19 protein-coding genes and 1 pseudogene are annotated in these 15,026 nt (G+C 60.2%); 2 read left to right on the top strand and 18 right to left on the bottom strand.

The annotated features are described in order from the left end of the window. Window positions 1-26 precede the first annotated feature (26 nt). The 11 genes and pseudogenes from corA to FE782_RS04935 all read right to left on the bottom strand — a co-directional run bounded on the left by corA (window position 27) and on the right by FE782_RS04935 (window position 8,767). Window positions 27-980 carry a magnesium/cobalt transporter CorA gene (corA, locus tag FE782_RS04980; protein ID WP_138192946.1) on the bottom strand — a complete coding sequence of 318 codons (954 nt, stop codon included), beginning with the start codon at window positions 978-980 and terminating at the stop codon, window positions 27-29. Between the two features lie 16 nt (window positions 981-996). Then, window positions 997-2,703, bottom strand: a complete 1,707-nt coding sequence (locus tag FE782_RS04975) for an ATP-binding protein (RefSeq protein ID WP_158299258.1) — start codon at window positions 2,701-2,703, stop codon at window positions 997-999. An 87-nt stretch (window positions 2,704-2,790) separates the two neighbouring features. After that, window positions 2,791-2,964, bottom strand: coding sequence for a hypothetical protein (locus FE782_RS32210; protein ID WP_158299257.1), 174 nt, complete (start codon window positions 2,962-2,964; stop codon window positions 2,791-2,793). Next, window positions 2,961-4,250 carry a Ger(x)C family spore germination protein gene (locus tag FE782_RS04970; RefSeq protein ID WP_138192944.1) on the bottom strand — a complete coding sequence of 430 codons (1,290 nt, stop codon included), beginning with the start codon at window positions 4,248-4,250 and terminating at the stop codon, window positions 2,961-2,963. Before FE782_RS04970 ends, FE782_RS32210 begins: the two co-directional genes overlap by 4 nt. After that, window positions 4,159-5,283, bottom strand: a complete 1,125-nt coding sequence (locus tag FE782_RS04965) for a GerAB/ArcD/ProY family transporter (RefSeq protein WP_138192943.1) — start codon at window positions 5,281-5,283, stop codon at window positions 4,159-4,161. The genes FE782_RS04970 and FE782_RS04965 overlap by 92 nt, the downstream gene beginning before the upstream one ends. After that, a complete protein-coding gene (locus FE782_RS04960) occupies window positions 5,280-6,938 on the bottom strand; it encodes a spore germination protein (RefSeq protein WP_138192942.1) in 1,659 nt (552 codons plus the stop codon). The genes FE782_RS04965 and FE782_RS04960 overlap by 4 nt, the downstream gene beginning before the upstream one ends. Before the next feature lie 60 nt (window positions 6,939-6,998). After that, window positions 6,999-7,391 carry a spore germination protein GerPE gene (locus FE782_RS04955; protein ID WP_138192941.1) on the bottom strand — a complete coding sequence of 131 codons (393 nt, stop codon included), beginning with the start codon at window positions 7,389-7,391 and terminating at the stop codon, window positions 6,999-7,001. 59 nt (window positions 7,392-7,450) lie between these two features. Then, a pseudogene (locus FE782_RS04950) lies at window positions 7,451-7,627 on the bottom strand (spore germination protein GerPD); the annotation flags it as partial. After that, on the bottom strand, window positions 7,624-8,256 hold the full coding sequence (gene gerPC, locus FE782_RS04945) for a spore germination protein GerPC (protein ID WP_158299256.1): 633 nt from the start codon (window positions 8,254-8,256) through the stop codon (window positions 7,624-7,626). The gene gerPC and the pseudogene FE782_RS04950, both read right to left, overlap by 4 nt. A 59-nt stretch (window positions 8,257-8,315) precedes the next feature. Continuing rightward, window positions 8,316-8,531: a spore germination protein GerPB gene (locus FE782_RS04940; protein WP_138192939.1), complete on the bottom strand. Its 216-nt coding sequence runs from the start codon at window positions 8,529-8,531 to the stop codon at window positions 8,316-8,318. Continuing rightward, entirely contained in the window at window positions 8,528-8,767 is a 240-nt protein-coding gene (locus FE782_RS04935) for a spore germination protein (RefSeq protein ID WP_138192938.1), read from the bottom strand. Before FE782_RS04935 ends, FE782_RS04940 begins: the two co-directional genes overlap by 4 nt. A 167-nt stretch (window positions 8,768-8,934) precedes the next feature. Here FE782_RS04935 and FE782_RS04930 point away from each other — a divergent pair, with 167 nt between their 5' ends. Then, window positions 8,935-9,414, top strand: coding sequence for an Hsp20/alpha crystallin family protein (locus tag FE782_RS04930; RefSeq protein WP_138192937.1), 480 nt, complete (start codon window positions 8,935-8,937; stop codon window positions 9,412-9,414). 4 nt (window positions 9,415-9,418) lie between these two features. Here the strand turns inward: FE782_RS04930 and FE782_RS04925 are convergent, their stop codons facing one another. Beyond that, window positions 9,419-10,228: an aspartate dehydrogenase gene (locus FE782_RS04925; RefSeq protein WP_138192936.1), complete on the bottom strand. Its 810-nt coding sequence runs from the start codon at window positions 10,226-10,228 to the stop codon at window positions 9,419-9,421. Between the two features lie 104 nt (window positions 10,229-10,332). Here FE782_RS04925 and FE782_RS04920 point away from each other — a divergent pair, with 104 nt between their 5' ends. Further along, entirely contained in the window at window positions 10,333-10,653 is a 321-nt protein-coding gene (locus tag FE782_RS04920; RefSeq protein ID WP_138192935.1) for a 2Fe-2S iron-sulfur cluster-binding protein, read from the top strand. A gap of 135 nt (window positions 10,654-10,788) precedes the next feature. Here FE782_RS04920 and FE782_RS04915 read toward each other — a convergent pair whose 3' ends face one another. The 6 genes from FE782_RS04915 to FE782_RS04890 form a co-directional block, all read right to left on the bottom strand. Beyond that, a complete protein-coding gene (locus tag FE782_RS04915) occupies window positions 10,789-11,091 on the bottom strand; it encodes a hypothetical protein (RefSeq protein ID WP_138192934.1) in 303 nt (100 codons plus the stop codon). Between the two features lie 31 nt (window positions 11,092-11,122). Further along, window positions 11,123-11,410: a 2Fe-2S iron-sulfur cluster-binding protein gene (locus FE782_RS04910; protein WP_138192933.1), complete on the bottom strand. Its 288-nt coding sequence runs from the start codon at window positions 11,408-11,410 to the stop codon at window positions 11,123-11,125. Window positions 11,411-11,448: 38 nt separating this feature from the next. Further along, entirely contained in the window at window positions 11,449-12,129 is a 681-nt protein-coding gene (locus tag FE782_RS04905) for a GntR family transcriptional regulator (RefSeq protein WP_138192932.1), read from the bottom strand. 86 nt (window positions 12,130-12,215) lie between these two features. Beyond that, window positions 12,216-12,689 carry a GlcG/HbpS family heme-binding protein gene (locus FE782_RS04900; RefSeq protein ID WP_138192931.1) on the bottom strand — a complete coding sequence of 158 codons (474 nt, stop codon included), beginning with the start codon at window positions 12,687-12,689 and terminating at the stop codon, window positions 12,216-12,218. A 46-nt stretch (window positions 12,690-12,735) separates the two neighbouring features. Continuing rightward, on the bottom strand, window positions 12,736-14,223 hold the full coding sequence (locus FE782_RS04895; RefSeq protein ID WP_138192930.1) for an aldehyde dehydrogenase family protein: 1,488 nt from the start codon (window positions 14,221-14,223) through the stop codon (window positions 12,736-12,738). 40 nt (window positions 14,224-14,263) lie between these two features. After that, window positions 14,264-14,974, bottom strand: coding sequence for an iron-containing redox enzyme family protein (locus FE782_RS04890; RefSeq protein ID WP_138192929.1), 711 nt, complete (start codon window positions 14,972-14,974; stop codon window positions 14,264-14,266). Between the last annotated feature and the right edge of the window lie 52 nt (window positions 14,975-15,026).

Genomic DNA, 15,026 nt, shown 5'->3' with positions numbered 1-15,026 from the left:
GCTGTCATTCTAGGACGAGCCCGTCCTTAGTCGAACCAGCCCTTCCGCTTGAACCACCAAAACATCGCGAATCCGATCAGCGCCATCGCCCCGAGCGCGATGAAATATCCGCCCTTCATGTCCAACTCCGGCATATAGGAGAAGTTCATCCCGTAGATCCCTGCCAAGAACGTCAGCGGCATGAAGATCGTCGTTATGACCGTCAGCGTCTTCATGATACCGTTCATCCGGTTCGTATTCAAGGAGACGTAGCTGTCGCGGATGTCGGCCGTCATCTCCCGGTTCGATTCGATCATCTCCGACAGCTTGAGCAGATGGTCGTGGACGTCGGCGAAATACGCCCGATGCTCGCCGCCCATCCCTTGAATTCTCTCGCTGTTCAGAATGCGATACAGCAGCTCCCGCATCGGAAACACCGTGCGCCGCAGCTGCAGCAAATCCGAGCGGATGTCGAACACTTGATCCATAATCTTGTCGGTCAAGTCCGACGACTTCCGCTGGTCCATATCGAAGAGGGCGTCTTCGATGCGGTAGACGGACGGGAAATATTGATCGACGATCTTGTCCACGACCGAGTACAACGCGAAGAGCGGCCCCTTCTTCCCCGCTTCGTCGAACGCGACCCACTTGGCGAACGCGTCGTCCAGCTCCGGCAGCGGCGTCAGATGGAACGTCACGATATACCGCTCCGAGAGGAAGACGTCCAGTTCGACCGCCTCGAGCGTCGTCGGGTGAAGCGTATGGAAGACGAGAAAATGGAACGCCTCGTAATGGTCCAGCTTCGGCCGCTGCAGCAGCTGCAGGCAGTCCTCGATGGCGAGCGGGTGGAACCGGAACCGAGTTTCGAGCAGCAGAATCTCTTCTTCCGTCGGTTCCGCGAAGTCGACCCAATACCATTCGACGTCGTCCCGATCGAGCGAATCGATCGGGACGCCGCGAAGCGTCTCTCCGTGTTTCGTTACGGCGATCGTCTGAATCATGCTGTCCTCCGCCTTCCTACGCCGTCGCGTCGCGATCCGCCAGCGGCAGGCGGATCGTGAACGTCGTGCCGATCCCCACCTTGCTTCTGACGGAAATATATCCGCCGTGTTCGTTGATCAGCTTCTGGCTGATCGACAATCCGAGTCCCGTCCCCTTCGACTTCGTCGAGAAGAACGGTTGAAACAGTCGCATCAAGTGCTCGTCGGTGATGCCGCCGCCCGTGTCGGTCACGTCCACGAGACCGAATTCGCCCCGCGGGTAGACGGCGATCGCGAGCGTGCCGCCCCCCTCCTCCATCGCTTCGATGCCGTTGCGGACGACGTTGACCAATACCTGAATGATCTTGTCCTTCTCGAGGAGCGCCATGAGCGGCATCTCTTCCGCCTGCAGCTGAAGCTGGTGGCCGTTCCTCGTAATTTCCGATTCCGTCAGCTGTACGGCCGCCTGGACGCACTCTTGGATGGAGATGAGGCTCGGACGATGCGCGGACGGCTTCGAGAACTGTAAAAATTCGACCGTCAAATCGCTCATGCGTTTGATTTCGTGCATAATGATGTCGTAATACTCGGACACGTTGTATCCGTTCTGCTTCGAAACCTGCAGAAATCCCTTCACCGTCGTCAACGGATTTCGAATTTCGTGAGCCATGCCCGCGGCCAGCTCCCCGACGGCCATCAAGCGTTCGTTATGCAGCCAATGCGCTTCGCGCTCCAGCCACAGCCGCCGTTTCGTCTCGAGCATGCGCCGCTGCACGAGCGCGATGAAGGCGCTCGGGTCCTTCGCCTCGTCGGGGTAGACGGCGTAACCGTACGAGAGCTGAATGTCCGACAGCTCTTGGATTTGCGTCTCGAGCGTCTTCTCGAGTCTCGCCGGCAAGTCGTCGGGCATCGGGAAGACGACCGCGAATTCGTCCGACCCGTACCGTCCCATCAACAGAGCGTCGGGGAAATACGCCCGGAGCAGGTTCGCTACGTTCCTAAGCGTGCCGTCCACCGTGTGGAAGCCCTGCTCGGTATTCAACGACTTCACGTCGTCGCAATCGATCAAGATGAAGCACACCCGATTGCCTTCGGCCAGCAACGGCTGCAATCTCGCTTGGAACGTCTGGAAGTTGAGCAGCCCCGTCAACAGATCGTGCTGCGTCAAGTACGTGTATTCCGTCATCAGCGCTTTCCGTTCGCGTTCCTTGCGAATGAACGAATCCGCGCCCCATAAGACGAGCAGTATGCCGCTCGCGAAGACGACGGCTTCCCACCATCGCCCTTCCCGCGGAGCGCCGTCCAAGACGGCTCCGACGAGCTGCGAGCCGGCGACGAGAGTCGCCGTCCACGCCCAGGCGGAGGCGCGCCGCTTGGCGACGGCCGCGATCGCGGCGGCGCCGAGACCGACGACGGCCGTCTCCAGGGCGACGCGCGCGTCCAAGCCCACTCCCGGCAGCGCCCAGCCGAGAAGCAGCTGGAAGCCGGCCGCGATCGCGGCCGCCCGCGGTGAACCGTGCAGGGCGGCGATCGCGACGGGCACGAGATGAAAGCTTCGGGAGCCGTCCCCCGCTCCCTCTTGGTTGAACGCGAGCAGCGCCGCCGCGACGACGCCGTAGTACAAGCCGAACGACATGGACGTTCGCCATGACGCCATCGACTGCGGCGTCAGCCGAAACAACAACGATCCGATATACAAGCCGGAAATCAACAACGAAGCGTTAACGACCAGTTCCCGAACCACAGTACACCGCCCCATCTATCGTAGGAGTGTTAAGTTAGGTAACGTATTCGCTTCCGCATCGGCGATTTCCTCCCGCGATTCTCGGAATTACCTCGAAAATAAGAGGTACGCGAACGCCGCCGCATTGGCGGCGCATAGGACGAGCGCGCCCAAGAGGCCAGGCTGGCGTTCCTTGAGGCAAGACAAACCGAACAGAATCGTGTGGAGGAGGACGACGCCGATCGCCAATCCCATCGTCGCCACCGATAATAAACGGGTCACGAGTTCCCTCCTCTCACCGTATCCAGCTGCTTGCCGGTTCTTCGAATGTGGGTTTTAATTTCGACCTCGACTTTCGCATCGGAATACCGTTCGCGCCAACGAACCCGATCCCAGCATCGTTCGGTAAAACATCGCTGCCGCGCCGTTTGGTAAAACCCGAAGAAGTCGCAGCGGAACTGTTCCTGCGATTTTCGAACGACCTCCTCGATTTGCTTCGTCAGCCGTTCGTCCGCTGCCCGCTGCAAGCGTTCGATATATGCGTTCGAGGTGACGCGGCGATTCGGATTTTGTTGGCCGGTTAAGTCCAAATCCAAGTCGATCGCGACGTCGATGCGAATCGGGTCGGCGAACGGATCGATGCGGATGTCCGGCCGACGCTGCTGCCGAACGAGAAGCGCGACGATCTTGTCCTCTTCCTCGGGATCCGGCACGAAGGCGTTAAATTGTTTCACCTTCCCTCGAACGAGCTGCGCCATTCGGGTCTCTCGACCGGTCAACAGGCCGATCAGCTTCTGATCGTTGTACACGGCCGAGCCGAGGAATTGCACTTTATTTTTCCCTTCGATGCGAAGCTCGCCGGCAAGCAGATCGTCCAGCTCCTCGGTTTGCGCCTCGCGGTCGTCGTCCTCTCTGACGCCGGCGAGCATCGTCAAAGCGGAACGGTCTCCCCCTTCGGACGACACGATGAAGTCGTGAAGCTGCGAATCGGGCACGAGTCCGCTCGCGGAGTCCGTCTGCGTGATCAATTCGTAATATCGATACGGCGCCTTCTCCAGCTGCGGTCGGTTCGATCGGATGAACTCTTCCGCTTTCCCCCTGCACGTAATGAGGATGATGTCCCGACGGAAGTCCCGCTCCCGGACGAGCGATTCCAGCTCCAACAACAGATTGCCCTTTTTCGCGAACGCCTCGGAGACGATCAGCACCTTCGCCTGCACGAGCGTCAACACCCGGCTGGTGCCGGCGTTAATTAAGTTTCTGGACGCGTAGAGCGACGGCGTGTCGATCGAGACGATCTCGGTCGCCTTGTCCGCCGTCGTCGCGGACTCCTTGCTCGCGAAGTTTCGCGGCTTCGAAATTTGGTACGTGACCCGGATCGTGTCGTCCCGTTCGCCTACGTCGACGCCGACGACGGTGACGAACGCGTATTCTTCCAATTCGTGGGCGTCCCAGCAGCCGGCCAGGAGCAGTCCGCTAATCGCCGGCAGCAGCGCCGCTAGACACGTCTTCGCCGCCCGTACCGCGTCGAAACCACGATGCCGCCCAGGCCAGCAGGAATCCGCCATAGATGACCGCCCCCCCGATTTGAATGAGATAGACGTCTTTCCATACGATCGTTTCGTAAAAATAACTCGGCATCAGCGCCAGCATCATAAACAACGCGGCCATCGGGAGAAGCAGCGGTCGAAATCGCTTCATCGCAAACGTCTGCGAAAACAAAAAGGTCGCGAGATACAAGTCGATCGCGATTTGCGTAAAGGCGATCAACAGCCAGATGGCGGAGTACACGCCCTCCAGATGCTGTACGAATCGATTGAGGTAGATCATCCTCGACAGCTCCAAATACGGGAAGGCGATCCGTTCCGAGCCGGGGCTGCCGAGAATGAGCTGCACCTCCATGATGACCAGCGTGGCCGCGGCCAGCGCATAGAACGTCCCCCTCCACAACCCTCGCCGGAAATCGCCCTGCGTCCGAACGAACAACGCCAGCGTCGTCAACGCGAACGGCTCGCCGTAGTACAGCGCGTGACGCGCTCCGTCCCAAGCGACCTGAGGCAGTCCCGGCCCGAACCAAGGGGCGAGCAGATGGACGTTATATCGGTTCATCATCAGCACCGCGACGGAGACGATCGCGCCGAACAACCAGGGCAGAAGCACCCGGCTGAGGCGGGAAAGCGTCTCGATGCCCTTGTATGCCAAGTAGACGGCTAGAAGCAACGAGCAAATCATCATGACCGAGACCGGCGTTTGCGGCAGCGTGACGATCTTCGCTTGGTCGACGAGCAGCCGCAGATTGATAAAGCCGTTCCCTGTCATACCGATGCAGAGCGCGAAGGCGTACCCCTTCGCGAGCCATCGGCCCGACCGTTCGGCGATGACGTCGAGCAGCCCTTTCCCCGGATAGGACCGCATATATCGAATCACGAGGAACAAGAACGCGAAGTTCACCGCGCCGGCCGCGAACGACAACATCCAAGTCGCTTCCTTCCCGTACTGGGTAAGCACGACGGACGACGGATTTAAAATTTTCGCCCCCGTCGCCATCAGCACGAACGCCGCCCATTCCCGATATCCGATATGCCCGTCCCTTACCGTCATGGCGAGCGGTCCTCCCAGAGGTTCTTCCACACCCGGATCGCCCCCCGCACGCGACGCAGCTTCTTCGGCCGCGTGAACTGACCGTATTCTTCCTGCTTCCACAGCTGCTTGCGGAAGATGAAGTCGCGGTTCGAGCTCATATGCGGGTACAGCGGCGCGAGGAACGGCACGCCGAACGATTGCAGCGACACCATATGGCCCAACATGAACACGACGCCGAGCGAGATGCCGAAGAAGCCGAGCAGCGATCCGAGGAACAGGAAGAGAAATCGTCCGAGTCTGACGGCGTATGCCAGGTCCTGATTCGGCACCGCGAACGACCCGAGACCGGTAATCGACACGAGGATGACGAGCAGCGGCGATACAAGGTTCGCCTGCACGGCCGCTTGTCCCAAGATCAGCGCGCCGACGATCCCGATCGTCGATCCGATGACCGACGGAATGCGAATTCCCGCCTCTCGGATCAGCTCGAACGCCAATTCCATCAACAAGATCTCGACTAGGGTGGGAAAAGGAAGCAGTTCGCGGTTGCCCGCGATATGGAACATCAGGTCGGTCGGGAGCATCTCCGGCTGGAAGTTGACGAGCGCGATATACACGCCTGGCGCGAACAACGCGAAGAACGTCGCGAACAGGCGTACGAACCGCACGAAATTCGCGTACGCCGTGCGCGTGTAAATTTCCTCCGACGTGTGGAACAGCGTCCATAACGTCGTCGGGCATAGAATCGCGAAGGGCGCGTGCCCCGACAACACGATGACGCCGCCGTCGATGATCGCGCCCGACGCCCGATCCGGCCGTTCGGTGACCGACAGCGTCGGAATGAGCGAATTGGGCTTGTCCTCCAACAGCTGCTGGAGGACGAGCGTATTCGCGATCGACTCCATCTTGATCCCTTCCAACCTAAGTTTTACCTCTTCGACGAGCTTCTCGTTCGCAAGATCGGATAAATACATGACGGCGGCTTTCGTTTGGTAAAACTCCTGTAGCGGAACGTATTCCGTAACCAAATTCTCGGAGCGGAGGATCTTGCGGACGAGCGAGATGTTCGTCTCGAGCGATTCGACGAACCCTTCGTGCGGGCCGCGAATGACGAGCTCCGTCTTGGCGTCCCCGACGGCCCGATGCTCGACCTTCGTGGCCTGCACCAGAACGGCTCGCCTTACGCCCGGGGTCAAAATGGCGACCGCTCCGTCCAATATCGCTTCCTTAATGCGCGCATGAGACGTCGCCGTCGCTGTCGGGGTCGCGTGCACGAGGAAGTCTGCCAACGTCTCCGGCTTCACGCGGTCCGTCTGCAGCGCGGCCTCCAGCAGCGGACGGACGATCTTGTCGTCGATCTTCCGGTTGTCCGTCATGCCGCGAAGGAACAATAGGCGGACGGAGAACGACTGTCCGCTCCGATTCGTGAGCCGGATTTCCGACGAGAGGAAGTCGCCGTTGCGCGGCGCGCCGAACAGCGATTGCAGCGCTTCGGCGTCCTTCGCCGGATCGCCGGTCAAGTCGGGCGGATCTTCGGGCGGGTCCCGCAGCCGAGTCGAATCGAGATGCGGCGACGAACGTTCTCCCAAGCTGAAGCGATCGGTCCCGGCGGCCGGATCGAACATCGCCCGCTTGACTTGCTTGAAGAAGGAGTGCATTTTCTTTCGTTTCATAACATCCGCCAACTTTGCCTTTTTCGGGTAGCGTTCCCAATCGGGACCGAACCTTATTCGTCAGTCTTGCGCGGCCGCCGACTCGGGCAGCAGCTGGCGGAATTGCTTCTGACGCGATTCGTTCGCCAGATCGCCGTTCGAGCCGATCTGTATGATGGCCGAGCTCGACGCCGCCAAGACGTCGATGCGGCCGACGACGATTCTCGTCCGTTCGGGGACGAACCGAATATCGGCGGGAAACAGCGTCGGCGGCTCGGGGATCGCTGCGCGGAACAGCGCATAGCGTTCGAAGCTCCCCTCGTCGCCCCTATAGATCGGGTATTCCCGTTTGACGGCGATCGCGCGGGCGCGGCTGTTCCCGATGCGTCCGTCGCCGATCAAGACGATGCTCGAGAGAGCGACGCTTGCGACGAACAGCTCCCCGACTACGGAAGTTCGCGGTCGTCCGTTCATGGCGCGGGCGGTTCTCCCGCGTCTTCTTCCCCCGTTTCTCCCGCCGCCTCGGATGCCGTCTCCGGCGGCAGCGGCTGCAGCGGCCCGACGATGACCGATTCGGGCGGCGTATCGAAAATACTGGAATTGCGAATCGTCTGGACGTCGCCGACGAGCAGCACAGAGGCGCTCGCCAAGCCGACGACGCGAATCGAACCGACGGACACCCCTCGGTTCGCGACGGTCATGTGAATCATTGGCCTTTCTCCTCCTCATCGATCGGGGGCGGACGCTTGCCCGAGACGAAGTTCCGGATCGCCGTATCGACGTCGCGGATCGTAAGGCGCGTCACGGACGCTTCGAACGCGGCCGGCTCCCGGGTAGCGTCGTATTCCGACAATTTCATATAATGAGCGATCCGGGCGTCGACTTGCGCGCGAAGATCCGCGACGACGCGGTCGATCTCCTCCGGATCGATATCGTATTCCGCGGCCTCGCATAATCGGATCAAAAGCGGGGGAACCGCTTCGTCCAAGTGACGGTGCACCGCGCCGCGAATGTCGAGGAAGGGCGACGGCGGCGACGGCGCCGCGCCCGTCACGATCGTCGGTTCGGGAACGGCCGCTTCGCCCAGCGACCAGATCGGCTCCCCCGCGGCGTCCTCCGGACGGACGCCGATATGAAGCGTGCCTTGCAGCGTATCGATCTTCAGCTGATCGAATCGATATTCGATGCGCTCGATCGTCGGCGCCGGCTTCCGTTTCAACCGATCGACTTCGTCCTCCAGTCGCTCCAGTCGCTCCGTCAGCCGGCGCACTCGATCGTTCAATTCCACATTTTCGGCGTGCAGCCTTGCCAGCTGTTCCGCCCATTGTCTGGCGTCCACGGTAAACACCCCTCCTCCGTCCCCCTATGTATATGCGGGAGGAAGGCGGGATAATCGGCTTACCGCGCCCCCGGCGCGGGCGACGGCAAGGGCACGATCGGTCCCGTCTGGGTGCCGAGCGGCTCCGGCGCCGGTTCGGTGAACCCGCCCGTGTTATATAGATTGGACAATGAGCTGATTTGCCCCGACGTTCCGATCTGGATCACCGAAGAGTTGGAGACGTTCTCGACGCGAAGCTGATGAATGACGATGCTCTGATGTACCGTCCAATTCACGCGCCGATCACCCCGCCTTGATCGCCGCTGCTGTTCGAATCGGCGATGTCCGCGTCGTTCGTGTTGGTGCTGCTGATCAGCTGACGCGTGCCGGACAAGTCGCCCGTGACGAACGACCCCGCGCCTGCGAACGTTTTGGACGTGCTGTGGGGGCTCATCTGGTACGTGTCCCCGAAGTTTACGATCGAGCTCGGCCCGACGGTCACAATTTTCACGTTGCCTACAATCGATGGCATGGGTCGACACCCTCCCCGCCGGAATATACCGCATCATATGTGGGGATCCGCCCGGAGGTGCCTACCGACGGTTCGCGCGGCAATCCTGCAAATCGGGTCACCTACCCAGCATCGCCCCCATATACTGAACCAACGACATCGAGCGGCGGCGGAAGGAGGAACGGATCGTGAGCGAAGGCCAATGGAACAAGGAGAGCTGGGACACGTTCAAAAAGTGGATGCAGGACAGCCTGTCGTTCGGCGCCCCGCAGGACGACTTCCGCTGGGTGACCGAATACGTGGACGGCATCTTGAAGGAGGCGCTGGCCGCGCCGGAACGACAGCAAGAGAAGGTTTCGGGTAAGGCCCCCCGCTCCTCCGGCGTCGGCAAGCCGCTTTCGTACGAGCTGTTCCAGACGCATCGTCACATCATCGTCCGGTTCGTCGTGCCGGAGCGGATCAAGCCGCGGCAGCTGCGCGTCTATGCGGCCGTCCAGCGGCTTCGGATCGAAGGGCTGCCGAACGGCGCGAAACAGACGGTAGCTTTGCCGGCGCTCGTATACTCGGATACGGCGCGCGCTCTGTTCAAGGACGGAGTGCTGCAGGTCAAACTGATGAAACGGCCTTCGAACGAACGGTTCGAGGAAGTGTTCATTCGGTTCGAATGACAACCTACGTACCGATGACGAACGGGCTTGTCCGATCCTTAATGTTTTTGACGACGCTCATCGCTACGATATAACCGGTCTTCGGATTTCGATCGGACGGCGTATTTCGAATCTCTAGTCGGATGCGTCCGAACAACCCTTGGGCCGCGATTTCATGGGTGTTATGTTCGATGGTCGGATCGGCGAACACCTTCACCTTCGTCGCGTCGAAGCCGATGCCGGCCAAGCTGAGCGCTGCGGAGACGTTGACGCTCTCCGGAAACCGCTTCGCCGCGTCCCGGGCCGCGCCTTCGAACGCAAGGTACGGTTCGGACAAGCCGGCAAGATCCACTTGCCTCTCTATGACCGTGCCGTACCATGCCTTCGGCGGCTTTCGCGTCGTGAGCGTCACCTCTTCCATCGGTCCGACGCTGCCGGCCGCGATTCGATCCAGCCCTCCGATCGCGGCGGACGGTACAATGATTTTCCGACCCGCTTCGGCCGCCTTCGCGACGAGCCGGCGAAGCAGTCCGTCCTCCGCGAAAGCGCCGACGCTGACGACCATCAAGTCGGCTCCGCTGCGCAGCGCCGCTTCCCCGTACATGCGCACCGCTTCGTGCCCTGCGCACTCTACGACCACGTCATGATCTCGGAGGAAGAACGTGTCCGGATCGTCGATGAAGTCGAACGGGCGATTTCTTCCTTGTTCTACGTATTTCCTCTTATCCCTGACAAGGACGGAAGCGACGGACGCGTCTCCGGCCTTCCCCGCGCGAACGGCCTCCGCGACGTCCTCTCCGATCGTGCCGTACCCGATAATGCCTATGCGGATCATCCGCGTTCGCCTCCCTATTCCTATCTTTTATAATATTGTATTTGGTATACCAAAAACCAAGCCCATATGCTATACTCGAGCTATTCTGATGAGGAGGGATCCTTATGCCGACGGTGCGTTTTGTTACTTCCGGGAAGTCGATCGAGGTCGATCGGGACGCCAATCTGCTGCGCGCCTCCATCCGATACGAGGGGGCCGTTCCCTATAAGTGCGGGGGCGGACTCTGCGGAACCTGCAAGGTATTCGTCGTGGAAGGCCGCGACACCTTAAGCAAAGTAATGAAGAAGGAAATCGACCGCCTCGGCCAGGAAAGAATCGAGCAAGGCTTCCGGCTTGCCTGCCAGACGTTCGTCGCCGGCGACGTAACGATCGCTTGGGGCGAAGAGGCAAGGCAACGGTCGAACGACGCCGCACAGGTCGGATAATCCGAAAGAGGTGCAAGGCCCTCGGGTGTAGGAACCAGGGGGCCTTGGCGCAGCGCTCCGCTCGCATCCGACGCTCCCCCTCCGAAAAAAAAGGCAAGCCAGCGGAACATAGCCGCGCGCTTGCCTCCTTTGGAATTATCCCGCCTTTACGACTTTGCTCTCCTCGTCGATATCGAGCTCCAAGATTTCTCTCACGATCTCCTCCGGCGTGTCGAACTTCGGGAACACCTTCAATGGAATGCTATTGTCGGGAAACACCTCGCCTACGCCTTGGATCACGATGCGCGCATTCTCGGGGTGCTTGATTTTACAAATGGTGAACGTCGTCTTCTTTTTGCCGAAAAAATAGTATTCGTAATCGGCTACCTTCTCGAGACAAGGATTGTCGACGACGGTTCGGTACCGATCGGTCGTCGACAGCAGGATGAATTCGCTCATTTCGTTCTCCTCCTTTACAGTGCATCGAATATTATGAATCTTGTTTGATTTCGATATCGTCGGAAATATGGAGCTGGCATGCCAACCGGTAACCGGCGACCAGCTTATCGCCTAACATCTTCCGTTCCTTCCAATTCGGTTCCGTCAGCCGGTCGCCTCCGGCGACGACCTCGACGGCGCACTTCGTGCACTTGCCCATTCCGCATCCATAGTTAAGATATGGGAACTTCCTGATCCCGGCGAGCACGACAAGGTTGCTGCCGGCGTTCACCTCCTGCCGGTACACTTGACCGTTCCGGCGTAACGTCACATACGGCATACGACCAAACCCTCCGACCTCCGACGAACCCTGTCGGGTTACTTCTTAATCAACGCTTCCAAATACGCCTTTTTGGATTGATCCAAATGAATTTTCGTAAGGTTCTCCGCAAGCTCCGCCTCGCCGTCCCGCACCGCTCTCGCGAGATCCCGATGCTCCTCCGTCGCTTTCCGAAGCCGGCCGGGAAGCTCGTACCCGACGTTCGCGAACGCGCGGATATAATCGGACAAGCCGTCCAGCATTTGCGTCAGCCGCGGACTGCGCGCCGCGCGGCATACGACGTCGTGGATGACGAAATGCGCCTTGCGGCATTCCTCGAGGCCGCCGTCCGACGCAAGCGCCGTATCCAGCTCCGCGATAAACCGGGACAGCTCTTCGCGTTCGCCGGGCTCGGCCTTCTGCGCCGCCAGCTTCATCGTTAAGCTCTCCAGCGAGGCCAGAATCGTGAAGATTTCCACGATTTCCTCCGTGGAAAGCTTCGATACGACGACGCCTTTGCGCGGCATCGTCTTAACGAAGCCTTGAGATTCCAATCGGAAGAGCGCCTCGCGGATCGGCGTTCGGCTGACGTTCAGCCGATCCGCGAGCTCCCGCTCGACGATGCGCTCTCCGGATTTATAAACGCCTTGCACGATGGCTTGCTTAATATATTGGTACACTTTGTCGCGGATCGGACTTAGTTCTTCGTCCCTCCATACGAGCTCCTGCAAATCCGGCATTTGGTATACCCCCGATGAGTGTTTCTCTCAGTGTAATTCATCGATTAGCCGGGTTCAACACTCATGGAAAAGGGGGCCCCCCGCCGTTATTTCTTAATATCCGCCTGCGTCGCGACCTCGTATTCGGGGCCGAGCGCCTCTTGCAGCGCGCGCAGGGCGGCCGTGCCGACCGCCGTGTCCTGTTCGCCGTTCCCGCCGCTGACGCCGACTCCGCCGACGACCTCGCCGTTGACGACGATCGGGAAGCCGCCGACGAAAATCGCAAACTTCCCGGGCATCATGGCGTGGATGCCGAACGCTTCCCCGGTCGTGGTCGCCGGACCGCCCGGCTGATTGAACAGATGCGTGGAGCGCTTGTGCCCGCTCGCGGTGAACGCCTTCGCCACGGCGATCTCCGGTCCGGTAATCCGCGCGCCGTTCATCCGCTCCATCGCGACGACGTAGCCTCCGTCGTCGACGATGCAGATCGTCTCGAGCGCCTTCGCCTCCGCCGCGGCCCGCTTCGCCGCTTCGATCATCGCTTTCGCTTCTTCCAGCTCCAGCTTTAGGACAGATCTCATTCGTTACCTCCTCCTATCTTGCTTGCCGCCGATGAACGGAATGCTGTCAGCGGCGTGCCCCGATCGGCATTGCTCCGTGGTATACCGTCTTTACCTGCGTATAAAACTCGAGCGCCGCGCGACCCGACTCGCGGAAAGTCCCGGTGCTGGACATCTTCAAACCGCCGAACGGGGCGTTATAGGCGTTGCCCGTCGTAGGGCGGTTGATTTTCACCATTCCGGATTGGCTGTGTTCGACGAAATACCGCATCCGCGCTTCGTCCGTCGTGCAGATCGAAGCGGACAGACCGTATTCGACGTCGTTCGCGATCCGAACCGCGTCTTCGAAGCCGTTCGCCCGGAGGACCGCGATGACCGGTCCGAAAATCTCCTCCCGGGCGATGCGCATCGCCGGCTTCACGCCGGTAAACACGGCCGGCGTTACGTAATAGCCGGATGCGTATTCCCCTTCGGTCAGCCGTTCGCCGCCGCAGACAAGCTCGGCTCCCTCTTCCTCGCCGAACGCTACGTAACTCAGCACGGTATCGAGCTGACTCGCGTTCGCCAGCGGTCCTACCTCGGTACCGGGCGTCAGCCCGTTGCCGATCTTCAGCGCTCTCGCCTTCGCGACCAGCTTCTCGACGAACGCGTCGTGCACCGCGTCCAGGACGATGACGCGGCTCGTGCCCGTGCACGCCTGGCCCGTCAATTCGAAGCCGCCCTTGACGGCGAGCTCCGCGGCGTATTCGAGGTCGGCGTCCTCCAGCACGACGAGCGGATTTTTGCCGCCTAGCTCGAGTTGAACGCGCGTCGATAGCCGCACCGATCGGTGAATCGCTTCGCCGGCGGACGTCGATCCCGTGAAGGTGACCGCCCTCACGGCCGGATGCGCGACGAGCGGAGCGCCCGTCTTCGAAGCCGGGCCGGTGACGAAGTTCAGCACGCCTGGCGGAAGTCCGGCTTCCTGCAGCGCTTCGACGAGCCGGAACGCGATCAGCGGCGTATCCGACGCGGGCTTAAAGACGACCGTGTTGCCGGTGACGAGCGCCGGGGCGATCTTCCGCGCAGGAATCGAGATCGGGAAATTCCATGGCGTAATGACCGTCACGACGCCCAACGGCTCTTTCTTCGTATAGACGAACGTCGTCGGATCGTCCGAAGGCAGCGTGTCGCCGGACACATTCAACCCTTCGTAAGCGTAATACCGCAGCGTCTGCGCCGAGCGCTTCACCTCCATCCGGCTGCTCGCAAGCGGCTTGCCCTCTTCTCTCGTCAGCTCCGCCGCATACGCTTCAAGATTCGCCTCCAGCAAGTCCGCCGCCCTGTTCATCATCTCGGCGCGCTTGCTCGGGGCGACCGACTTCCACGACTCGAACGCGTTCTCGGCCGCTTCGATCGCGGCGACCGCGTCCTCCGCGATCGAGGCTTGGAATCGACCGACCGCGTCGGAGACGTCCGCCGGATTGACGCTGTCGAAGGTGAGACCGCCGGCCGAGGCGACCCACTCTCCGTTAATGAGGTTTTTGTACGTACGCACGGACGTATCGACCGTCATCTCGGTTGGTCCTCCTTTTCGCCATTCAAAGTTCCGGGGCTTATTTGCCGACGAACTCCCGGGAAATCGCCGCGATGTACATTCTCCGCATCTTGGTCGCTTCTTCGACGATCTGGATGCAGCGCTGCTGCTCTTCGGCCGTCTTCGCATATTCAAGCACGATCTGATATCCTCGTTCGCCGTGAATTTCATCGGAGACGATATGGAGATCGAAGAATTCCACTTCCTCGTCCGTAAAGCCGTATTTTTCGCGCAGCGTCGGCGTCTGACGGCGGTAAATCGCAGGCACCTGCGACTCCAATCCGACGACGAGCGCGGCCGTCGCGTACAAGTAATTTTCTTTGAATGCCATTCGGTAACACCACGATTGGAGACCGATCGTTTCCGGAAGCAGTTCCTTCATACCGACGATGCGCTCCCGCGTCGTCCCGCACGCCTCCCCGAAGCGGATGAGCAAATCCGTGTGACGATCGCCGCCGAGCTCCTCCTCCCACATGTTTTGGAGCAAGAAGTCTCTAGCGTCCTCATGAGGACAATTCGCGTAGATGTAAGCCAAATATTCCGCGAAGGGACCGACATATGCGTAATGCTGCTCAACCCACCGGGCGAAATGTTCCTTCTGCAGCTCTCCGTTCGCCCACATCGTCGTGAAAGGCGCCTTCGCTACGGCATTTCCTTCGATGGCTTGCTCCAGTGCGCGGCGAAATTCCTCTTTGTTCATAAATTGCGGCTTCGTTGCGATAAGTGTCATCGGGAAAACGCTCCTCTCGAATATTGAATGGATTAATTCAGAATATTGAAAT

This window comes from Paenibacillus antri (assembly GCF_005765165.1).
In the GTDB taxonomy this organism is placed as follows: domain Bacteria; phylum Bacillota; class Bacilli; order Paenibacillales; family YIM-B00363; genus Paenibacillus_AE; species Paenibacillus_AE antri.
This window is presented reverse-complemented; position numbering and strand designations above follow the sequence as displayed.

Coding starts and splice junctions, on each gene's coding strand:
- FE782_RS04925 (WP_138192936.1), bottom strand. CDS start 10,228: ATGATCCGCATAGGCATTATCGGGTACGGCACGATCGGAGAGGACGTC.
- FE782_RS04970 (WP_138192944.1), bottom strand. CDS start 4,250: ATGGCGGATTCCTGCTGGCCTGGGCGGCATCGTGGTTTCGACGCGGTA.
- FE782_RS04895 (WP_138192930.1), bottom strand. CDS start 14,223: ATGACGGTCGATACGTCCGTGCGTACGTACAAAAACCTCATTAACGGA.
- corA (WP_138192946.1), bottom strand. CDS start 980: ATGATTCAGACGATCGCCGTAACGAAACACGGAGAGACGCTTCGCGGC.
- FE782_RS04935 (WP_138192938.1), bottom strand. CDS start 8,767: ATGCCATCGATTGTAGGCAACGTGAAAATTGTGACCGTCGGGCCGAGC.
- FE782_RS04910 (WP_138192933.1), bottom strand. CDS start 11,410: ATGCCGTATGTGACGTTACGCCGGAACGGTCAAGTGTACCGGCAGGAG.
- FE782_RS04965 (WP_138192943.1), bottom strand. CDS start 5,283: ATGACGGTAAGGGACGGGCATATCGGATATCGGGAATGGGCGGCGTTC.
- FE782_RS04900 (WP_138192931.1), bottom strand. CDS start 12,689: ATGAGATCTGTCCTAAAGCTGGAGCTGGAAGAAGCGAAAGCGATGATC.
- FE782_RS04960 (WP_138192942.1), bottom strand. CDS start 6,938: ATGAAACGAAAGAAAATGCACTCCTTCTTCAAGCAAGTCAAGCGGGCG.
- FE782_RS04890 (WP_138192929.1), bottom strand. CDS start 14,974: ATGACACTTATCGCAACGAAGCCGCAATTTATGAACAAAGAGGAATTT.
- FE782_RS04955 (WP_138192941.1), bottom strand. CDS start 7,391: ATGAACGGACGACCGCGAACTTCCGTAGTCGGGGAGCTGTTCGTCGCA.
- FE782_RS04905 (WP_138192932.1), bottom strand. CDS start 12,129: ATGCCGGATTTGCAGGAGCTCGTATGGAGGGACGAAGAACTAAGTCCG.
- FE782_RS04920 (WP_138192935.1), top strand. CDS start 10,333: ATGCCGACGGTGCGTTTTGTTACTTCCGGGAAGTCGATCGAGGTCGAT.
- FE782_RS04915 (WP_138192934.1), bottom strand. CDS start 11,091: ATGAGCGAATTCATCCTGCTGTCGACGACCGATCGGTACCGAACCGTC.